This window comes from Mesorhizobium sp. M0626, assembly GCF_040320665.1.
GTDB lineage: Bacteria > Pseudomonadota > Alphaproteobacteria > Rhizobiales > Rhizobiaceae > Mesorhizobium.
Map to the genome: position 1 here is coordinate 1 of NZ_JAMYQD010000031.1, position 18,097 is coordinate 18,097.

17 protein-coding genes and 6 pseudogenes are annotated in these 18,097 nt (G+C 56.7%); 18 read left to right on the forward strand and 5 right to left on the reverse strand.

Translation table 11 applies throughout. The features are described 5' to 3' along the window. The 8 genes and pseudogenes from NKI37_RS29350 to NKI37_RS29385 form a co-directional block, all read left to right on the forward strand. The coding region (locus NKI37_RS29350; RefSeq protein WP_352791765.1) for a universal stress protein at positions 1–375 on the forward strand (375 nt) is incomplete at its 5' end. A gap of 1,294 nt (positions 376–1,669) precedes the next feature. Next, a complete protein-coding gene (locus tag NKI37_RS29355; protein WP_502896412.1) occupies positions 1,670–2,839 on the forward strand; it encodes a TlpA disulfide reductase family protein in 1,170 nt (389 codons plus the stop codon). Positions 2,840–3,168: 329 nt separating this feature from the next. Next, a complete protein-coding gene (locus NKI37_RS29360; protein ID WP_352791761.1) occupies positions 3,169–3,441 on the forward strand; it encodes a hypothetical protein in 273 nt (90 codons plus the stop codon). An 8-nt stretch (positions 3,442–3,449) separates the two neighbouring features. Further along, complete coding sequence (locus tag NKI37_RS29365) at positions 3,450–3,635, forward strand: DUF269 domain-containing protein (RefSeq protein ID WP_352791759.1); 186 nt, start codon at positions 3,450–3,452, stop codon at positions 3,633–3,635. A gap of 25 nt (positions 3,636–3,660) precedes the next feature. Further along, entirely contained in the window at positions 3,661–3,864 is a 204-nt protein-coding gene (locus NKI37_RS29370; RefSeq protein ID WP_352791757.1) for a CCE_0567 family metalloprotein, read from the forward strand. Continuing rightward, positions 3,861–4,178: a ferredoxin III, nif-specific gene (gene fdxB, locus NKI37_RS29375; RefSeq protein WP_352791755.1), complete on the forward strand. Its 318-nt coding sequence runs from the start codon at positions 3,861–3,863 to the stop codon at positions 4,176–4,178. Before NKI37_RS29370 ends, fdxB begins: the two co-directional genes overlap by 4 nt. A 25-nt stretch (positions 4,179–4,203) precedes the next feature. Then, positions 4,204–4,527 (forward strand): exopolysaccharide production repressor protein, encoded by a 324-nt coding sequence (locus tag NKI37_RS29380; protein WP_352791753.1) that lies wholly within the window; start codon positions 4,204–4,206, stop codon positions 4,525–4,527. A 315-nt stretch (positions 4,528–4,842) separates the two neighbouring features. Next, positions 4,843–5,138: pseudogene (locus NKI37_RS29385) on the forward strand (pyridoxal-phosphate dependent enzyme); the annotation flags it as partial. A gap of 19 nt (positions 5,139–5,157) precedes the next feature. On the opposite strand, the pseudogene NKI37_RS29390 reads toward NKI37_RS29385, so the two are convergent. The 4 genes and pseudogenes from NKI37_RS29390 to NKI37_RS29405 all read right to left on the reverse strand — a co-directional run. Then, positions 5,158–5,582, reverse strand: a pseudogene (locus NKI37_RS29390) (transposase); the annotation flags it as partial. A gap of 104 nt (positions 5,583–5,686) precedes the next feature. After that, the gene (locus NKI37_RS29395; RefSeq protein ID WP_352791751.1) at positions 5,687–6,925 is read right to left on the reverse strand and encodes an ATP-grasp domain-containing protein; all 1,239 of its coding nucleotides are present in this window, start codon (positions 6,923–6,925) and stop codon (positions 5,687–5,689) included. Positions 6,926–7,204: 279 nt separating this feature from the next. Next, positions 7,205–7,363 (reverse strand): hypothetical protein, encoded by a 159-nt coding sequence (locus NKI37_RS29400; RefSeq protein ID WP_352791749.1) that lies wholly within the window; start codon positions 7,361–7,363, stop codon positions 7,205–7,207. A gap of 52 nt (positions 7,364–7,415) precedes the next feature. Next, positions 7,416–7,651: pseudogene (locus tag NKI37_RS29405) on the reverse strand (transposase); the annotation flags it as partial. Positions 7,652–8,408: 757 nt separating this feature from the next. Between NKI37_RS29405 and NKI37_RS29410 the strand changes: the two are divergent. The 5 genes from NKI37_RS29410 to NKI37_RS29430 all read left to right on the forward strand — a co-directional run bounded on the left by NKI37_RS29410 (position 8,409) and on the right by NKI37_RS29430 (position 13,804). Beyond that, a complete protein-coding gene (locus tag NKI37_RS29410; protein WP_352794634.1) occupies positions 8,409–8,978 on the forward strand; it encodes an SET domain-containing protein-lysine N-methyltransferase in 570 nt (189 codons plus the stop codon). A 376-nt stretch (positions 8,979–9,354) separates the two neighbouring features. Then, complete coding sequence (gene ectB / locus NKI37_RS29415; RefSeq protein ID WP_352562678.1) at positions 9,355–10,614, forward strand: diaminobutyrate--2-oxoglutarate transaminase; 1,260 nt, start codon at positions 9,355–9,357, stop codon at positions 10,612–10,614. Beyond that, on the forward strand, positions 10,604–11,446 hold the full coding sequence (locus tag NKI37_RS29420; protein WP_352791745.1) for a 2OG-Fe(II)-dependent halogenase WelO5 family protein: 843 nt from the start codon (positions 10,604–10,606) through the stop codon (positions 11,444–11,446). The genes ectB and NKI37_RS29420 overlap by 11 nt, the downstream gene beginning before the upstream one ends. A 110-nt stretch (positions 11,447–11,556) precedes the next feature. Further along, positions 11,557–12,336: a class I SAM-dependent methyltransferase gene (locus tag NKI37_RS29425; protein ID WP_352791743.1), complete on the forward strand. Its 780-nt coding sequence runs from the start codon at positions 11,557–11,559 to the stop codon at positions 12,334–12,336. 160 nt (positions 12,337–12,496) lie between these two features. Next, positions 12,497–13,804 carry a M24 family metallopeptidase gene (locus NKI37_RS29430; protein ID WP_352794628.1) on the forward strand — a complete coding sequence of 436 codons (1,308 nt, stop codon included), beginning with the start codon at positions 12,497–12,499 and terminating at the stop codon, positions 13,802–13,804. A 144-nt stretch (positions 13,805–13,948) separates the two neighbouring features. Here NKI37_RS29430 and NKI37_RS32005 read toward each other — a convergent pair. Further along, positions 13,949–14,219 (reverse strand): annotated as a pseudogene (locus NKI37_RS32005) (transposase); the annotation flags it as partial. Positions 14,220–14,540: 321 nt separating this feature from the next. On the opposite strand from NKI37_RS32005, the pseudogene NKI37_RS32010 reads away from it, so the two are divergent. The 5 genes and pseudogenes from NKI37_RS32010 to NKI37_RS29450 all read left to right on the forward strand — a co-directional run. Continuing rightward, positions 14,541–14,727, forward strand: a pseudogene (locus NKI37_RS32010) (IS66 family transposase); the annotation flags it as partial. 650 nt (positions 14,728–15,377) lie between these two features. Continuing rightward, a pseudogene (locus tag NKI37_RS29435) lies at positions 15,378–15,806 on the forward strand (IS66 family transposase); the annotation flags it as partial. A gap of 96 nt (positions 15,807–15,902) precedes the next feature. Next, a complete protein-coding gene (locus tag NKI37_RS29440) occupies positions 15,903–16,898 on the forward strand; it encodes a succinylglutamate desuccinylase/aspartoacylase family protein (protein ID WP_352794636.1) in 996 nt (331 codons plus the stop codon). Between the two features lie 237 nt (positions 16,899–17,135). Further along, positions 17,136–17,480 (forward strand): class II aldolase/adducin family protein, encoded by a 345-nt coding sequence (locus NKI37_RS29445; protein ID WP_352791697.1) that lies wholly within the window; start codon positions 17,136–17,138, stop codon positions 17,478–17,480. Positions 17,481–17,485: 5 nt separating this feature from the next. Next, positions 17,486–17,578 carry a hypothetical protein gene (locus tag NKI37_RS29450; RefSeq protein WP_352794638.1) on the forward strand — a complete coding sequence of 31 codons (93 nt, stop codon included), beginning with the start codon at positions 17,486–17,488 and terminating at the stop codon, positions 17,576–17,578. Positions 17,579–18,097: the final 519 nt, after the last annotated feature.

The following is an 18,097-nucleotide window of genomic DNA, read 5'->3' on the forward strand; positions in this document are numbered from 1 at the left end:
CTCTGTCGTCGTGGCGCTCCCATGAAGAACCTGGCCCATAGCGCATCCTTTGATTCGGACGAAAAGTATGCGCCATCAAAGTCTGGGATCAAACAGCTAGTGGATCCGGAGGCGACCTGCACCGGAAATGGAACCGAGCCGGGAGCTGATATCGATGCGTATCTCACTCGGCACGGTGCTCGGGTGTCGGTTGACCTGCTGGCGAGCGCCGGAAAATCGGCAGCCGCGGTGCTCGCGCTGCACGCAGTCGACACGTCTGCCGATATGATAGTCATGGGCGCTTGTGGCAATCGCCGGCTGCGTGAGCGGCTCTTCGGCGGTGTCGCGAGATGGATAGTTGGTAAGCCGCCATTGCCGCTCTTTTTGGCTCGCTGACTGGTTCTGAGGCAGCACCGTTGCTTTTCGTTCTACTAACCTGGCCTGATGCGAAGTCGGAAAAGGTGGCGGGAACGCGCAGGTTTCGGGAAGCTCACGAGCAACTTGCAGGAGAACATTCCCGGACGCCTCTACGCGCTCGGTGTCTGCTCGCCCAGACAAGCCGTAGCGCGCAACAAAAGGTCGGGCAGAAGCCCAGGCGTCCTCATGCGCTCAAAACACCGATACTCAAGCCGCGTCAGGTCGAGAAAGAGAGCGGTTTCAGCGCGGCAGGCCGCGTTCGTACCGTAGACTCAACGTGTTGGCGTTCACGATTTCCTTCACCACTGGCCGGGAACGGAACACGGCAACGACCGTGCAGCGGCCAACGCACCGACCTTCGAGTCCGACGGTCGGGCTCTTGCCGGCCGTCGGCGCGCGAACGGTGGCATCAATCACGTGTCATCGCCCTGGGATGGTAGCCGGGTCAGCGGCGAGGACGGCCGCATCTTCAGCGTTTTAGTCTGCCCGGCCCACCGCGTGGCGACGGAGCGGCCTTGAGGCTGGTCAAATTCCGACAACGCTCACATTCGCACCAGGCGGTCCCTGTGGGACCTGTGCACGGGGATACAGAACAACAAAAGCAGGAATCCGGGAGAGTTCACCGGCCCGGCACTTGCCCGCAGATCCCGGCTCTCTTCGGCACCATCATCATCCTCGATCTGGCGTTATTCGCGACACGCAGCCGGACATGACCGGGTTCGTCGTGAAACTCTGGCGTTGCGAGCCAGGAATTCAAGCGCAAAGCGGAAGAGGTAGGGCAGAGGCGATGCTCGGAGGGAGCGGCCCCTGCAATTGCAATGGCGTTCCGCTGAGCGACCGGAACGGCAAGAAGCTCAAGCAAGGCTTGAGGCGGACGATGATGACGTGGCTGGCGCTAGCCAACGCAGTTATGATGTCCATCTGTTCGTCCCCTATATGTCGAGACGTCCGGGCCACGCTTCTGTGCCGACGCGAAGCGGGTGATGCGTGTCCAAGACATGACAATGGCAGAAAACACTGTCGCGACTAATACACCCGGCTATCTGAGCGCCCCGGAAACTTTTTAAGTACAATCAGCATTTACTGCACGCCGAGCGCGTTGGCACGACCTTTGCGAATTAACTTTCAGCAACACTGAGTGAAGGCTGAATGCACGCAGATGCGCAAGACGAGCGATGCTCTCCCTTCGTTGAACCCTCGTGCCACGGTCTCAAAGGGAAACAAGCTTGCCCATAAGGTCACGCAACCTTTGTCAACAGCTTTGGAGGGGAAGATGATGTTGCGGATGGGGTCACCGGCTCCTTCGATCAAAGTGGAGGACTGGCTGCGTGGCGAGCCCCTTGCGGACTTCCAGCCCGGCAAAGTCTATATCGTCGAATTTTGGGCAACTTGGTGCGAACTATGTGCGGCGGAGATGCTCGAGCTGATGCGGGTACAGGAGAAATACAAGGACAGCGGACTTGAGGTCGTCGGGATCGCGGCTGATGAAGACGCTCCAACGGCCGTCGAGGCCCGGACCAAGTTGGATGCGTGGTTGGTCGAAAAGTGCCCGGATCTGAATTATCGGATTGGGTTCGACCTCACAGGCGAAATGAAGAAGCTTTGGAGGGAACCCAGCTTTTGCGTCGGGCTTCCGACCTCGTTCGTAGTCGAGCGAGACGGCTGCCTCGCCTTTATCGGTCATCCGAGCCAACTAGGTGAGGTTTTGCCGAAAGTGCTCAAGGGCAGCTGGCGTACCAGCAACAAAGCGAAAGCGGCCGATCAGGAGCGGATCGCAACAAGCGAACCCCTGGCGCGCGGACAAGCGTTGAAGAAGCCGATCGATGACAGGTTCTGGGCGGCGGTAAAGTTGGAAGATTGGAAGACAGCGCTCTGGGCTTTCGAAGAGGGCATTGCCTTGATGCCGGACGACCTCAATTTCCGCCTGGCTCATGCGCATCTGTTGCTTCACAAAATACAAGACATGTGGACCGGCTTGCCCGTGATGCGGCAATTGGTTCGCGACGCGATCGACAAAAATGCCGAGGATTGGATGGTTTCGGCGCTAGACCAACTTTTCCATCCGGCCAATGACCATTCGCGCCTTCCCCCTGCTGAGCGCTTCGCGATGGGCAAGGAGCTGTCCGAACACATCCTGGCGCTGAATCCCCCGCAAGGCGACAGTCCTAAGTTCCGGTCCTATCCCGCGGTCGCCCGGTACTATCACGAGAACGGCAACAATGATCGCGCGATCGAGTTGGTCGAACTGGCACTGACGTCGCTGGACCGTCCGGACCCTATCCCAGCCGAATTGAAAGAGCAGCATCTGCGGGATTTGCTGCAGGCCCTCGCCAAGTACAGGGGTGCGAAGGCTTGTTGCGGCGCTTTCTTTGCCGCTGAGCAAAACAGTTTCCCGAAGGTGCCAAAGCGCAGTCGGCCAAGGAAGAAAGATAAAAAAGGGTGATTGGTCGAAATGGCTTACTGGCCAATTCGTCCATTTCCCTGGCGTGACCGCAGCAAGGAGGGTCCATGCAGCACTTGGTCGATCGTTTGCAGCAGGATCGAGGCTCGAATTTTCATGGCCTCCGGCATTGCGGCGGAGGCGATGTTCGACGCGAATTCGCGTGGAAGACTTCGGAGCCGAGGACGTGTTGAAGGTCGGCCGAGGACATCAATCGTGTGGAATCAGCGGCGCCGAGCCAGGCGTCGGCTGCGCAAGTGTGCCCGTAGTAGGCGTCCCAGAAAACAGACGTCGTGCTTCGAGGAAGAGGACTGAAATGAGGAGAAGGCGAAATGTCTGATGCCACGGTCAGCCCGGCTGTCAACGAGGACGAGGCGGCCCTTGCCACGCCGTTCGTCAAATGCCTGGTGCGGCTGATCCGTGCTCAAGACTCCTACGGCTCATGGGAACGCAAATCGGACGCCGAACAGCTGGCGAACTTCATCGCCACCAGCAGCATCGCCGTGCGATGCTTTTCATGGGCGATCCCGAGCTCGACGTGCTGGGAGGCTCGACCAGTTCTACACTCCGTCGGGCTCGCGGTCGAGAAGCGCTCCGGTCTATGACATCGCCAATGACAAACATGAAAGCTAGGGGGCTGCGGACGATTGCGCTTACGGCCGGGCGGTTGGGTCGCTCTGTCGAGACATCCACCCGGTTCCGCTTCGAGACGCTCAGGCAGCTAGCAGAGGCCGGTACGAAACTGATCGACGATCCGACTGCGGCCATCGAAGCCTATCCCGAAGTGGGACGGGCGTGAAGAAAAGGATTTCGGGGAAGGATCTATGTCAAAGCTAGATCAGATGGGGACGAAAGTCCGAAAGTTTCAGCTGCGGGCGGTAATTGGCAAGATGAAATTGCACGACCTTGCAGAGGATCTCCCAGGAAAATCGACCGAGATAGGGGAAGTTGCCGAACAAGCGTCGGCCGTTTTTGCCGAGTTGGATGGTGCCAGGAGAGAGCTCGCTGCCATGAAGAAGTTACTATGAGGAGCACATTCACCACCCGCGATGGCTCCGGATGGATGCCGAAATATCTCGCCGCTATAGACGGCACGATCTGCATCGGCTGCGGCCGCTGTTTCAAAGTCTGCTCGCGCGAAGTCATGCATCTTTATGGCGTCGACGACGCGGGTGAAGTCATCCGCGCCTGCGACGGCGAAGACGACGATTTCGATGGCGAGCTCAATCGCATAATCATGGCCGTCGATCATCCTGGCCGCTGCATTGGCTGCGGAGCCTGCGCCCGCGTCTGCCCGAAGAACTGCCAGACCCATGTTGCGGCCGACAATGTCGCTGCATGATGGTGGATAATCCAGGAGAACGGCATTGCCCTTTAGAACCTTCTGTCGCGTCCTGGGGATGATCCTTTGCAGCACCGTTCTGACCGTCTACTTCGCTTCTCATTCCATCGGCACAGTAGTCCTCACGTCGCTGGCGTGTTCGCTGCTCCTTCAGCTGGCGTATTTCGCAAGCGTGCTCTTTCTGATCTGGCGGTCTGGCCGCGTTAGCCGAGCTGGCCAAAGGGCTGAGCATTTCGACAGTTGCAAGGAAGTAGGGTACGAGCCGCCAGACCTTGATGAGGTGACGCATGAATCTGCAGATTTGCTCCAGCGCGATGAAATGCTGGCCATATCGCTGCTGCTGCCTTGAGGCGACATGACAAGGTCAGTGCTCAAGTTAGCACAACTTTGGGGCAACCATAGACATTGAGCAGACAATAGAAGGAATACTATGGTTGAGCTGGTGAGCCGCAATGCGCTCATTTTAGACAATGAGGAGACACAGTTCTTGAACGCCAACCGCATTGGTCTCTCTCAAGCCGGCGTTCGGTTGCGATTCCCAATGCCGAACGAGGCTGGAATAGCGTGGGACTGACGCCGGACAACGCAGGTGATGCCAAATCAAAGACGCCTCTAGAATGATTGTGAATGGCTAATTCAGCTCCATCGCGTGTGCCGGAGAAAAATGCTGGAAAAGTTCGAGCGTTATCCTCTTACATTTGGACCGACACCCATCGAGAAGCTCGACCGCCTCTCCAAGCATCTTGCGGGCAAGGTGGAAATCTCCGCCAAACCCGAGGACTGCAACTCCGGTCTCGCGTTCGGCGGAAACAAGCTCCGCAAGCTCGAATACATCATCGCCGACGCAATAGCATCAAATGCTGATACGCTCGTCACCGTCGGCGGCGTGCAGTCCAACCACACGCGGATGTCGCGGCAGTCGCCGCCAAGATTGGCATGAAATGTCTCTTGGTTCAGGAGAGGTGAGTACCACATGGTGGCCGGTCTCATCGATAAACACGAGCTTCGCTGGATCGAGATCGAGCTGGCCCTCGAACCAGTCCCGGCGCCGCTTCAGGAAGTCGGGGCGCTGGCGTGCGCAGACTTTTGAATGTCCAGCGTGGCCGCGAAAGCCAAGCGCTCAAGGCGCTGCGGCTGATCCGCACCGACTGCTCGGCGACGAGCCGCTCCCACCTCTTTCAGCGTCAGTCCTTGCGCTCCCCGATGAAGGCTTATGCGCATCGAGGCCGGAGGCGGGGCGGCGGCCCTGCGGGCGTGGCGCCAGTTCGCCGATCTTCGCCCGCAGTCCAGCGGATCGCGCTGGACACTCCCACGCCAACCCGCGCCGCCGCTTGCCGCGCCGACATGCCCTCGTCCGAAGTCTTCAAGACCCCGACCGAAGTCCACGCTAAATGCTCTTCCCATCGTCAACCTCCATCGAGGGCGATGTTGAATCTGCCCAAAAACGCAGCCGTCACATCACAATCGATTCGTCGATCACAGGACGTCTCCAGACTAGCTGATCGTGCCTATTCGCCAACCGTCGGAAAATGCTTGATCGACCAATGGAGTGAATCGACCGCACGTTGGAGTATCTCTTCGACCTGAGTGTGCCAGGGCGAGGTGGCGATGATATGCCCGATCCAGTCCCGGTAATCGCCTTTCCTAACGATCGAGGTCTTAGGTGGAATATAGAATTTTACCTCGGCAACGCCCGGTACAGCAGTTCCTTGACTGCCGTCGGCGATCATATCAAGGATGCCATCGCGATCAGCAACTAGGAACCGCGCGGCCGCAACGTGCGAATGCCTTCTGCGCAAATCACATTCTTTGCCAGTAGCAATGTTGATATGCTCGGTGACGAGATCGATACCGTAAGCCAGCTGAAGCAGTTGGGGAGTGGGCGCGCCATGAAGTCGCGGATTAACTTCAATGACGACTGGGCCACGCTTCGTCCACCGGAATTCGATGCCGGCCGGCCCCCAGCCAAGCCCAAGAGCTCGCAAACAACTCAGCGAAGCATCGGCGATACGTTCATGCTCGTCATCAGTCAGCGGGGCCGGAATGGTGCACGAACGGCAGACGAAATGCGGGGGAGGGCCGTAGTCAGCGGTCCCAATTCCAATGATCTGATCTCCCATTGTGTCTGCCCAATAGTAAGTACCTTTTGCGAATTCCTCGACCAGCACCCTAGGCGAAGACCGCCATTTGTGCTGCCCACCCAACAAATAGGCCGCATGTTTACCCAACTCGTCGAGGTCGCGGCACAATCGAACACCCATGCTGCCGCTGCCTACCGCCGGCTTAACAATCACTGGTAATCCGATCTCTGCGGCAGAGCATTCTACGTCCGCCATGTTCGCTGCCAAGCGATAAGCCGGTACCGGAATGCCGGCATCCGAGAGAAGCTGACGTTGAATGAATTTGTCGTGACATTGTTCGACCGATTCGGGGTTCGGTCCCGGTAGATCAAAATGCCGGCAGAGCTTACCAACTGTTGCATAGACGGACTCATCCTCGCCCGAAAAGCCAGCAATGCCAGCAATCTCGTACATCTCTCCTAAATGGGAAAATTCACGGATCAGAGCGTCGAGATTGTCCGTATCGACAGCGATTGCCTCCATCGCTTCCGCCGCGAGATAGTCGTACTGAGCAGGATTGGTCGACAAGGTGATTGGATAAAGGCCAAGACGCTTAGCCGCTTCGACGTATAGCAGGCCATTGCCCCTTGAATGACCCTCAAGGAGGATGAATGCTCTTTTGGCCATTGGTTGTGCTCCCGATTTTCGGTGCTGTGCCAAGGTCATGGCACAACTGCATCGGTGCCTGATCTGACACTGGGGGTGAACGTACCCTAGTTAGCGATCTGCAGCCGCAAAGGTTCGGTAAATTCATTTGAAAGTTCTGTTGCAGCCAATGAATTTAACGCAAGGGAGAAGGTTGGCTTGGGGGCATACGAACTGCTCTGCAAGTCAGAGATTTTAACGGATTCGTACTTCGCCCTGCCGAGAGGAGATCGTCCACGTCGGTGCTTCGCTGAACCGAGACTACGCAAGCTGGGACAGCTTGGCCTTCTTGGCGTTGTCGATGCTTTCACTGACGAGGCATGCGAACAGCGACTCACCAATAGGAAGTCCTACATATTTCAAGATCGTGTCCCGCGGCGTGGTGTAGCTGGCGGCATTAGTCGCCGTGCTCTCCGGCATGGGCCGGGCTGATCAGCGCGCCACGGCTGGCAGGCTGATCATCAGGGGATCATCGCTCATTCGGGATGCGCAGCTCGACCGTGCCGGCCCGCGTCTGCCAGTCCCGGTCGCGGTAGCCATTGCGCTGGGCGATCCGCACGGGTTCTTCTCGCCATAGCTGGCGCCGGTGGCCGCGCCCACCTCCATTTCCGTCAGTCGCTCGGCGGCAAAGCCGATCATCTCCCGCAGCAGATCGGCATCCGGGGTCTTCTCCACGAGCGTGCGCAGGTTCATCATGTCTTCGGTCATCGGTGGTCCTTCCGAAATGGGTTGGCGTCAACAACCAAACCCTACCGGAAAGCGCCGATGACCACCCACACGCCGCTCGCTCGCTACAGCGCTACTAACGGCGCGCTCGTGAGCGGCTTCGCTACCGCCGAGCTACACCACCTGACGGGACACGACCTATTTCAAAATGAACCTGAACGAAACTCTATCCGGCCGCAGAAGACCAAGCTAGGCAGGCAGAGCGCTTCATCCAGACGGAGTTCGCGACTGGGCCTATGCCGTCCCTATTCGACTTCAGATCACCCCCCCGCAGAGTCGGTCTGTGCGATGCTGGACCGGGAGCGAGCTGGGGGCGAGCCAGGTCCCACAGCGCCGCCCGGTCGAAAGCTAGTGGTCAAGCTCGCAGCGGAAACGATAAGGTACGACGCCGGCCGAGAACATTGTTAGGCGCCAGTGCCATCGCCGTCGATACGGGATGGGAGGCTGTTGTGGCACCGGACGCCGGCCGACTTCCGACATTTGTGTCGGGTTTGTCGGGTCCGCCGCATCGTTTGGGCAGCCTTTTCGTGTCATGCATCGACAAAATTGCTGCTTCAGCTCGTGCCAGCTGAATTGGCACAAATGTTGAATGTTCTTCGTTGCCGAACCGCTCCTCCACCCGCCATCGATAAGGGCTCGACGACCGCAAAAGCTGCTCACGACAAATGCCGCGGGTCCTAACGGCCAGATTGCGGAAAGCTTTGCTACTGTGACTAAATATGTGAAAAGGACAGCCACTATGCCAAATAATAGAATAAAGAAAGGTTATTCTATATTGGAAGATGACGCTGAATGTTCGAGAATACTAAATAAGCAAAAAGTAAAGATCGAGAATACCGGAGTCGAACGAGGGCGAGGCGTCTTTTCTTCCCGTGATTTCCTCCCGGGAGAGATAGTGATGACTGGGCTAATTGACAGACTTGAGGAAGAGAGAACAATATATAGCATTCAGACTGACTGGAACGTCCATGCTACATTCGAGGAGCCCGCTGTACTTTCGAATCATTCTTGCAATCCAAATCTAGCGATCGTGCCTAACCGATTCGGCGCCTATGATTTCATTGCTATTCACGAAATCGCTGAAGACGTCGAAGTGACCTGGGATTACGCTACCACTGAATTCGATTCGATCGCGGTTCAAGTTTGTCTTTGTTCCTCGAAAAATTGCCGAGGTGCAGCTGGGGGGTTCTCCACGTTGCCTCCTGATCATCCGATGCTCTCGGCAGGGTTTTACGCTCCGTATCTGCAGCGGCCCTCCGGACGCTTTCCGAGGGGGATAGGAATGTTTGGAAGGTTGGTTGGCTCCTAGAGCACGACCTGTGATCAACTGGTCGGTTGTGATGTGACAGCAGCGTTTTTTACTGATTCGACTGCCGTCTGAGGGAGCAGACGCCGGTAGTCGGCGCTTGTCGGACAACTCTAGGGACGAGCTCGTGTAAACGTATTCACCGACCGGCATGCAGTGCAACGTAACTACGCTGGAGATCTCAGAGTAACCTCATCAGCATACGAGCCGGCGCAGGACCGGTCTGAAGTGCAGCTGTGCAGCAGACAAAACGCAGCGCCTAGATCCGCCACAACCAGATTTTCGCTCGGACTGCGTGGTCTTCTTGTGGAATGAAAAACGACCGACCAAAGGCATTAATCGCTCTCTATTGAACGCGGCGCTTACACACGGACCCCAAATGAACACCGACGCTTTCACGGCTCATGAGTCTAACGTTCGTCGCTACGGGCGGTCGTTTCCTGCAGTCTTTAAGAGGGCTCTCGGGGCGACAATCTGGGACGAAGGCGGTAAGCCTCATATCGATTTTCTCGTAGGCTCCGGCGCCCTCAACTACGGACACAACAACCCCAATATCGTTAAACCTGCAGTTGAATATCTCGGTGGCGAGAACATCCTCCTATCTCTTGACATGTATACGGTGGCAAAGCGCGAATTTATTGAAACGTTTGTGGATTCCATCCTGAAGCCTCGGGGGCTTTCCTACAAGATACAGTTTCCTGGGCCGACTGGGACAAATGCTAACGAAGCGGCGCTGGCGCTGGCCCGAAAATATACTGGCCGCTCGAGCGTCATGGCGTTCACAAATGCCTTTCATGGCATGTCGCTTGGGTCTCTGGCGGTTTCAGGTTCGGCATCGACTAGGGAATTGGGCGGTGTTGCTCGCCACGATGTGATCCGTGTCCCCTACGACCAATACCCGAACCAAGATTTCGATTCCGCGACCTACATAGACTTCGTATTGGGCGACCCAGGCAGCGGCATTGAAAAGCCCGCCGCAATCATCCTGGAGACCATCCAGGCAGAAGGCGGCATGAACACTGCATCCGCAGCTTGGCTCATGGAAATTCAGGGCATTTGCCGCAGGCACGGCGTTGTTTTGATCGTCGACGACATCCAAGCGGGCGCAGGACGAACGGGCGAGTTCTTCTCATTTGAGTTCGCGGGCATTGATCCCGATATCATATGCCTTTCAAAGTCTCTCAGCGGATCAGGAAGCCCGTTCTCCATTGTTCTGATTCGGCCCGCCCTGGATGTTTGGAATCCCGGAGAACATAGCGGGACCTTCAGAGGCAACAATCTCGCCTTCGTGACTGCAGGGGCTATGTGCAAAATGTGGTCAGACGGGCAGTTTACTGCTGGTGTCGAGCGAACCGCCGCCAAACTGCAAAGACACCTCGATTACCTCGTTGCGAAATTTCCCAAGTGCATCGAACAAAAGCGCGGCCGGGGTCTGATGGCCGGCCTCAAGTGTCGCTCGCAGGCCGTTGTCGGCCGTGTGCACGATGTCGCGTTCGAAAATGGCCTGCTCATCGAATCTTCAGGACCAAATCGCGACGTCATCAAAGTCCTCCCACCGATAACCATCACCGATGACGAACTCGATCAGGGCATCGCAATCCTTGAGCACGCACTAAAGGAGCAAGCTAATGGAAACTAATCAAGTATCCAAAGCCCCAGCCACCTCGCCAGTTACGATCCGAGAACGAACCGGTTCGATCAGCACTGCGGACATCATCTTAGTTCTGAAGGGTCAGATCACCGCTCTTCACATTAGGCAAGCTTTCAGCACCGAAATGGCCGAGGTGATCACCGCGAACTTCAGCTGCAGTCCCGGTCTGAAGGAGCGCAAGGATGGCGTCCCCGGACAATATGTCGGGGCATCCCACTATAGGAAGGATGCAGCCACATATTTCGCAGAGGCGGAAACTGCGCGACCCTACGTCCACGCTCTTTTTGAGAATCTGGTTAATCCGGTCCGAGCGCTGTTCGACGCGTTGAAGCGCGACCTTAGCAAACAGGGCATTGAATTGCGGTTGGCTCGCTCCGAGCACGGCCAGGCTAATATTTGTCGCGCTCTCAGTTGGTCTGGCAATGGCACGTTCTCCTTGGATCCCCACGACGACGTCGCTCAGGTGTTATGTGCTGGGAAGGATTACGAACTTTCTGCGGTGGCGCACAACACCGTCGCAGCACTCAACTTCTATCCCAGCATGCCCGAGGAAGGTGGCAATCTGCGGCTGTGGAGCCACAAGCCGACAGTCACTGACCGAAAGTCTCAAGGTGTGGAGACTACGGGCTATCCTTATTCGGCAGCCTATCTCGAGGGCGTTCCTTGCCGCGACTTCCAGCTCAGGGCGGGTGATATCGGCCTGATCGATGGCGGTTTCGTCCACGGGGTCACCGGTCAATTAGGCAACTGCAAGCGCCGCCTGGTGCTGAACAGCTTCTTTGGATTCGCACGCCCGGATCTTGTTCTCTGGTGGACCTGAAGTCGGATGTCACGGCGACGGACAGGCCTCCCCCAACAGTGGGTCGTCACATCCGGCTCTTCACAGTGCAAATTGGACACCGGAATATGTATACCAGAAAAGGAAAAGAGATGGATTCCGAAAGAAAACCCACTGAACAAATTAGCAAGAAAGTTACTCTGACAGAACTAGAGTCATACTTCAGCGAAGACTACATCCATTTTGGCGACGTGGTTAATGAACCGCAGGCAAGTGAACTGCAGGCGGATTTGATTTGGAACCTACTTCGTCTTTCGCCAGGGGGGTCAGTTCTTGAGCTTGGGTGCGGCTATGGGCGAATCGCCAACCGACTGGCCAAAAAAGGAGCCGAGGTAGCCGGAATTGATCTCTCGCCGATCTTGCTCACGAAAGCCGAAGCGGATGCGGCTGAACTTGGGGTGAATGTCGAGTATGTTCTGGGGGACATGCGCTCACTTCCCTGGCGAGATCGATTCGACGCGGCATTTCTCTGGTACACGACCTTTGGCTATTTCGATGACGCGGATAATGAGACAGTTCTTAGTGAAGCTGCTTCTTCACTTGGAAAGGGCGGACGCCTGCTAATCGATAACCCCAATCGCATCGATTCCCTCCGTCACAAGTACCCGATGTGTTTAGTTGCGCAGCGTAACGCAGATCTGCGTATCGATATATATAGCAACGATGTGGTAAGCGATCGCGAAAACCTTGAGAGGATTGTCGTCCGTGACGGGCGCGTTAGACGAACGCACCTTTCTTACCGGCAGTATGGGTTTTCTGAATATGTACGCATGTTGCGAAGCGCAGGGTTCGGAACTGTTGAAGCCTATGGGGAGGAAGGTGCAGCGTTTACATGTGATAGCTCGCGACTCATCGTCGTGGCACACAAATGATACCAACCGCGCCACAAATTCAGCGCTCCCACTGCAACCTCTTTGTCAAAACATAGAAATGAGGAGTAAACCGGCTAGGTTAACTCCGTTCCGATCACCAGTCAGCAGACAAGTCCTTAGAAATGATGACAAAGGAAACACACGCAGGGTGATCCGCTGAGTGGCAAGAATCGCCCGTATTGAGACTGTTGAGGTGGTTTGGCAAAATGTCACGTTCTTGAGGTCTGCAACGCCGGTACGTCGCGGTTTCCCAAGCGTTTTTTACGAAGATAGGAGAAAGTTGCTCATGTCCACATCTAGTCAACAAGGGCGTCTTCCTGCATTTCGTCAAGACGAATATCGCGAACGCACGGGCAAACTGCGACAGCAGATGGCAGCGTGCGGTATGGATGCGCTGCTTGTTATGAACGAAGACAATATGAACTATCTCACCGGTTATGACGGATACTCGGAGTATGTTCCCCAACTCGCGCTCGTGCGTCAAGACGATGAAGATCCCTGGCTGATCTTGCGCGAAATCGACACTTTGTGTGCAACACCAACCTCGTACCTGCCGCAATCGCGTATTCTCAGTTACCCCGAAAAATACATTGGATCAATCCAACGGACTGCATGGGAGCCGATTGGCGATCTCATCCGCGGACTGACCAAGTCAAACCGGATCGGGGTCGAACTGACGGCCAAAACGTTCGGAATAAAGGACCATGCAGCACTCTCCAATAGCATGGACCTATCGAAGGCCATCGATGCTGATGGGATGATTGGCAAACTAAAGATGGTAAAATCACAAACTGAACTTGCCTACATGGAGCAAGCGGGAAAGATCGTGGATAGGGCCATGCAGATGGGTCGGCTTGACATGGCTGTTGGCGCGCGAGAATGCGACGTAGGGGCTGCTGTCGTGCATGCTTTGTGCAAAGGCACACCGGAATACCCTGGGGGGGTTTTTATGTTACCACAAATGCCGACTGGCTCTCCGGCCAATGCACCACATCTTTTGTGGTCCGATGCAAGCTACAAAATGGGCAGTCAGACTAATTTCGAGCTTGGGGCGTTCCGACACCGTTACGCCTGCGCACTGTCACGGACAGTATTCTTGGGGGAGCCGACCGCTCGGGCGCAGCACCTGCATCGAGCCGCCTTGGACGGCTACCTTGCCCAGGTTGAGACGATCCGGCCAGGAGTTAAGTGCTCAGACGTCTGGCATGCATTCGAGCGCGCCTTTAAACCTTACGGTGTGCGCAAAGAGTCCAGGAGCGGCTACTCCATGGGCCTCGGTTGGATGGACGGTGGGGGCAGCTTCCAAGCAGACGACGACACCATAATTGAAGCTAACATGGCATTCCATGTTCTCATTGGCATTTTTGAGAAGGATGACGGCTACATCTTTAGTGAGACCGTTAAAGTGACTGAGAATGGCGTGAAGTCGTTGAGCAATATGTCTCGTGAAATATTGATTAACTACTGATCGTTATACGAGTCACTGTATGAAAGGACGCCACAAGAGGTCCGCTCGGCCGAAGCGCGTGATAGACTAGAGAATTTCCTTAGCTGACTTGATCCATCAAAGGCCTTTGGTTCTCATTTATGGCGCAGGATCAGGTGCAAATATGGCATCGAGATGGCTGGTTGAGGTATGTACGCGGCTTCGCAGCTGCTTTCGTGTCAGTTTAGCGAACCAGCGGTCGCCCTGATTGATTTCAAGATGCCGATGTGGGCGTAAAGTGGACATGGTATAACATGGCCGGCGCGCCAGCCATGACCTGACCAGCACGGGCTCGTGGGTGGCATAATTGTCCGGGATGATGTGGACATTGAGATCGGGCGGCACGTTTGCGTAGATTTGCTTGAGGGTCCAGAAACTCGGTTGTCCTGTGCCGCTTTTAGGACTGGCCATTTAAAGCCGAACGCCGCGAACAGCGGGATGGTGAAGCTGACGGTGTGCGCCAGAATGCCTGGCTGCTCATGCACGCGCCAATAGCGGCGCGGCACAGGTGTTATACCAACGGGTCTTGGCTGCTGACTCTTTTGTGATTCTGGCCGCTTTGCGCGCCGTGATTCCCTATTGCCGAAGGAGATTCGGCGATGGGATCAGCGGTGAAGTTGCGGACGGAGTTTTCGGCGGGGGAGCTTCGCCGTCTTGCCCGGAACTCAAAGAATGTGCGCCTGTCGCGACCTGTCGGCGAATATGGTCTGATCTGGTCATGGCGATCACAGCTGACCAGCTTCCCGACGATCAGGACGCGCTAAAAAGGCGATGGTCCTGGCGAGTGACGTCCAGAACGCCCGGCTGATCCAAATCATCAAGGAATTGCACACCACCGCTTCGGCCGTCGTGCTGAGACGCTCCCTGAGGATCAGTTCAGTTGCTGCTGGGGCTAGAAGAGGCCAAACAGATCGAAGCCGCGGGTGATGAAGAGCAGGTGCAATCTGCTCCCGCCGAGCGCCAAGTAAAGGCCACGAAGCGCGGGGCGAACGGCGGCACGCTACCACGCATCTGCGGCGCACTGAGATGGTCATCGACGTTGGGACCATGCATTCTCTATTCGGCGTGTTGAGGTCAGGCGCTTTTCGAGCTTTCCGCTTCGCCAGCATTGCGCGTCTTTCGCGGGGTCCTGCTTCTCTCCGGGATCGGCGCTCTGGCCCTACCCTGCGGGGGATTCAGAAGAATGAGATGGACCAATCTGCGGCGCGTCCTGATGTAGCAATCGGTAACAGCACGGACAACGAACTCACCTCATCCTAGTCCCGCGAAGGACAGCTTTCCACCGGCAGTTGGAACTGTTGCTGTCCCGTTTGTCGGGGGGCCAAAATCCTTCATTCCTGTCTCCCCTTATTCGGCCGATTGGGTGACCATCTCCCTCTTCCCGACCTGCTTTTGCGTCGCGCATTGGATCGTCAAGGGTGGACCGAAGGGCCATCGCGCAGCGACTTGGCCTTGGCAGACACGAGCAGGGCGGCATGCTGACAATGGTCGGATGCGGTCAACTGGCGGCCGGGATGATTTCCTTCCTGGTCCAGCGGAACTCTGTGCCGTGGCTCCAGACCGTGGCGGCGACCCGCCGGGGGTCTCCTATGTCTACGCGCCGGACCGAAAGGCCGAGCGTCCGACTCCTCTCTCGCAGGCTTCAGCGGAATCCTGCAGGTCGACGGCTATGGCGGCTATCGCGCGCCGGACAAGAGCGGCGTCACGCTCGCCTTCTGCTGGGCACACGTGCGCCGACGCTTCTATGAACTGGCGGCAGCCGGTCCCGCGCCGATTGCCAGCCAGGCGCTGAGAAGGATCGCGCAAATCTACAGAATAGAGGACGATATCCGCGGCCGCTCGGCCGATGAGCCGCCGTGAGATGCGTCAGGAAAATAGCCGCGCCATTGTCCCGGATCTTGAACCGTGGCTGAGCTGCGGCGACCATCTGAAAATGCGATGGCAGCGTCCGAAAGAATCTATTGGTGAATTAAAGTCCAGGTGGCGCATATTTGAAGCCACAAAGCCGGGGGCCGAAACTGTCGTCACCTCGCCCCGATTTAACTCTCAGTGGCGACATACGAACGGGACCCTAAACCGGATGTCATACCTTTCAATCGATCTGGATAAGCCCGGCGCGAGTAGCGGGCATCTTATCGTTCGAGAAGGTTCAGACTGCGGCGAGCTTTTATTACCGGTCTTCAGCCTAAATAGGGGGGAGGGACCGCGCCTGCTTATCACCGGTGGATGTCATGGCAACGAATTGGAAGGGCCAATTGTTGCACGGCGGGTCGCTAGCTGGCTGCCAGAAGCGCAAACCTGTGGAAGAGTCATCATCTTGCCAGAACTCAATCCGCTTGCCCTGCAGGCGTGGAGCCGCAACACTCCAAGCGATGGCTTGAACATGAATCGAGTTTTTCCGGGTTGCGCCGAGGGTTCGGTGACCGAACGCATTGCAGATGCTGTATCCCGGCTATTGCTGCCAATGGCCGACACCGTGTTTGATCTGCACAGCTTCGGGCCTATGTGGGATTTTCCACCGTCGATCATAACCCATCCTATAGCCGACGCCGGGTCGATGGCCAGGACGGTCAGAATGGCAGAAGCATTCAAATTGCCCATGACGTTGGTCTGGGAACACCAAGATACGCCAGGAATGTTCGACACGTGGGCTCATAGCCAAGGGAAGCTTTTCATCTGCGCTGAATTCGGCGGCGGCACGGTTGGCTCCGAAGCTCTCACTATCTATGAGACTGGAATGCGCAACGCACTCATAGCGCTCGGACTTGTCGAGGGAACAGCCGAGTCTCCAACTTTCCGTCAAAAAAAGTCCAGCCAGACACTTGAGACGCGCGCCTGTGATGAGCTGAAATCGCCTCAGCGGGGCATTTTCGAGCCTCGTTGCTCGGTGCTGGATGACGTGCAGCAGGGAGATCTGATAGGCGTTCTGCATTCAAGGGATTCGTTGCCAGACGGCTCCAGTGATATTCGCGCTCCTATCGCATCTATCGTCTGCGCAATACGATCCGGAGGGTATGTCGACTTCAATGAAGAAGTAGCACTGTTGGCGCGGCAGCACACCCTGAGTGTCGGATGAGCCCCAGCTCGTCGGACGTGAAAAAGAGGGGATATGATGGTGCCCCATTAACATCTTTTCACGGAGTGTCTTCTATGAGCATCGCCCGCCTGCAGAAGGAAACATTGACCAACCTGCCCTTTCATGAGGAGCGCGTCGACGTCGCTTGCGCCTTCCGCTGGACGGCCGCCTTAACATGCACGAGGCGGTGGTCAATCATTTCTCGCTGGCGTCAATGATGACGGCACGCAGTTCCTGATGAACCCCAACCAGGTGCATTTCTCGCGCATCAAGGCAAGCGAACTGCTGCTGATCGACGCCAACGATCCCGAGACGATTTCACGACCGAATGCGCCCGACCCTACCGCGTGGGGGCTGCATGGAGCCATCCACCGCAATGTCCGCCACGCGCGCTGCGTCATGCATGTCCATTCGATCCATGCCAATGCTGGCCCCGCTGGCCGACTCGACCCTGCCGCCGATGACCAGAATTCGGCGATATTCTTCAACCGCCATGTCGTCGATGCCGATTATGGCGGGCTGGCCTTTGAGGAAGAGGGCGAGCGCTGCTCGCACCTTCTCGTCGATCCAAGGTCAAGGTGATGATGATGGGAAATCACGGCGTGCTGGTCATCGGCGATACGGTCGCGGATGCCTTCAACCGCATGTCTACTTCGAGCGGCCGCCGAGACCTACATTAAGGCTCTGTGGACCGGCAGGCCGCTGCGCACTATTTCCGATGCGATCGCGGAAAAGACGACCCGCGAAATGGGACGAGTACCCCGGCTGGGCCGAACGGCATCTCAGCGGGCTGAAAGGCGATCCTGGAGGAGCAGGAACCGGTTTACCGGAACTGAACCGTCGCCTCGCGGAATTCGGGGTCCGGAACTGCTTCTCTTGTTAGGGTCCGAGTTCGGCTCGCAACTCCTCGGCGCTGCTGGTGACGACGGTGCCAGCTGGTCCGTCCATCGGCTTTTCCGGCCAGAAGATCGTCTTCATGCATGCCCGAGCCCGCTATAGCCTAGTTCTGTGCATCACTGTCAGGGTCCCGATGGTGCACTCTGTAGCCACCGGCACGCATTGACCGCATCCTGAGACGATGGCCGGCTATCTCGGATTTAGATGACGCCGATATACAAACTGCATTTGACCAAAGGCGCCTGGGGATTGATTTTGCTAAAATGCCGAGTTGACTAGAATATTTATGAAAAACAATCCGC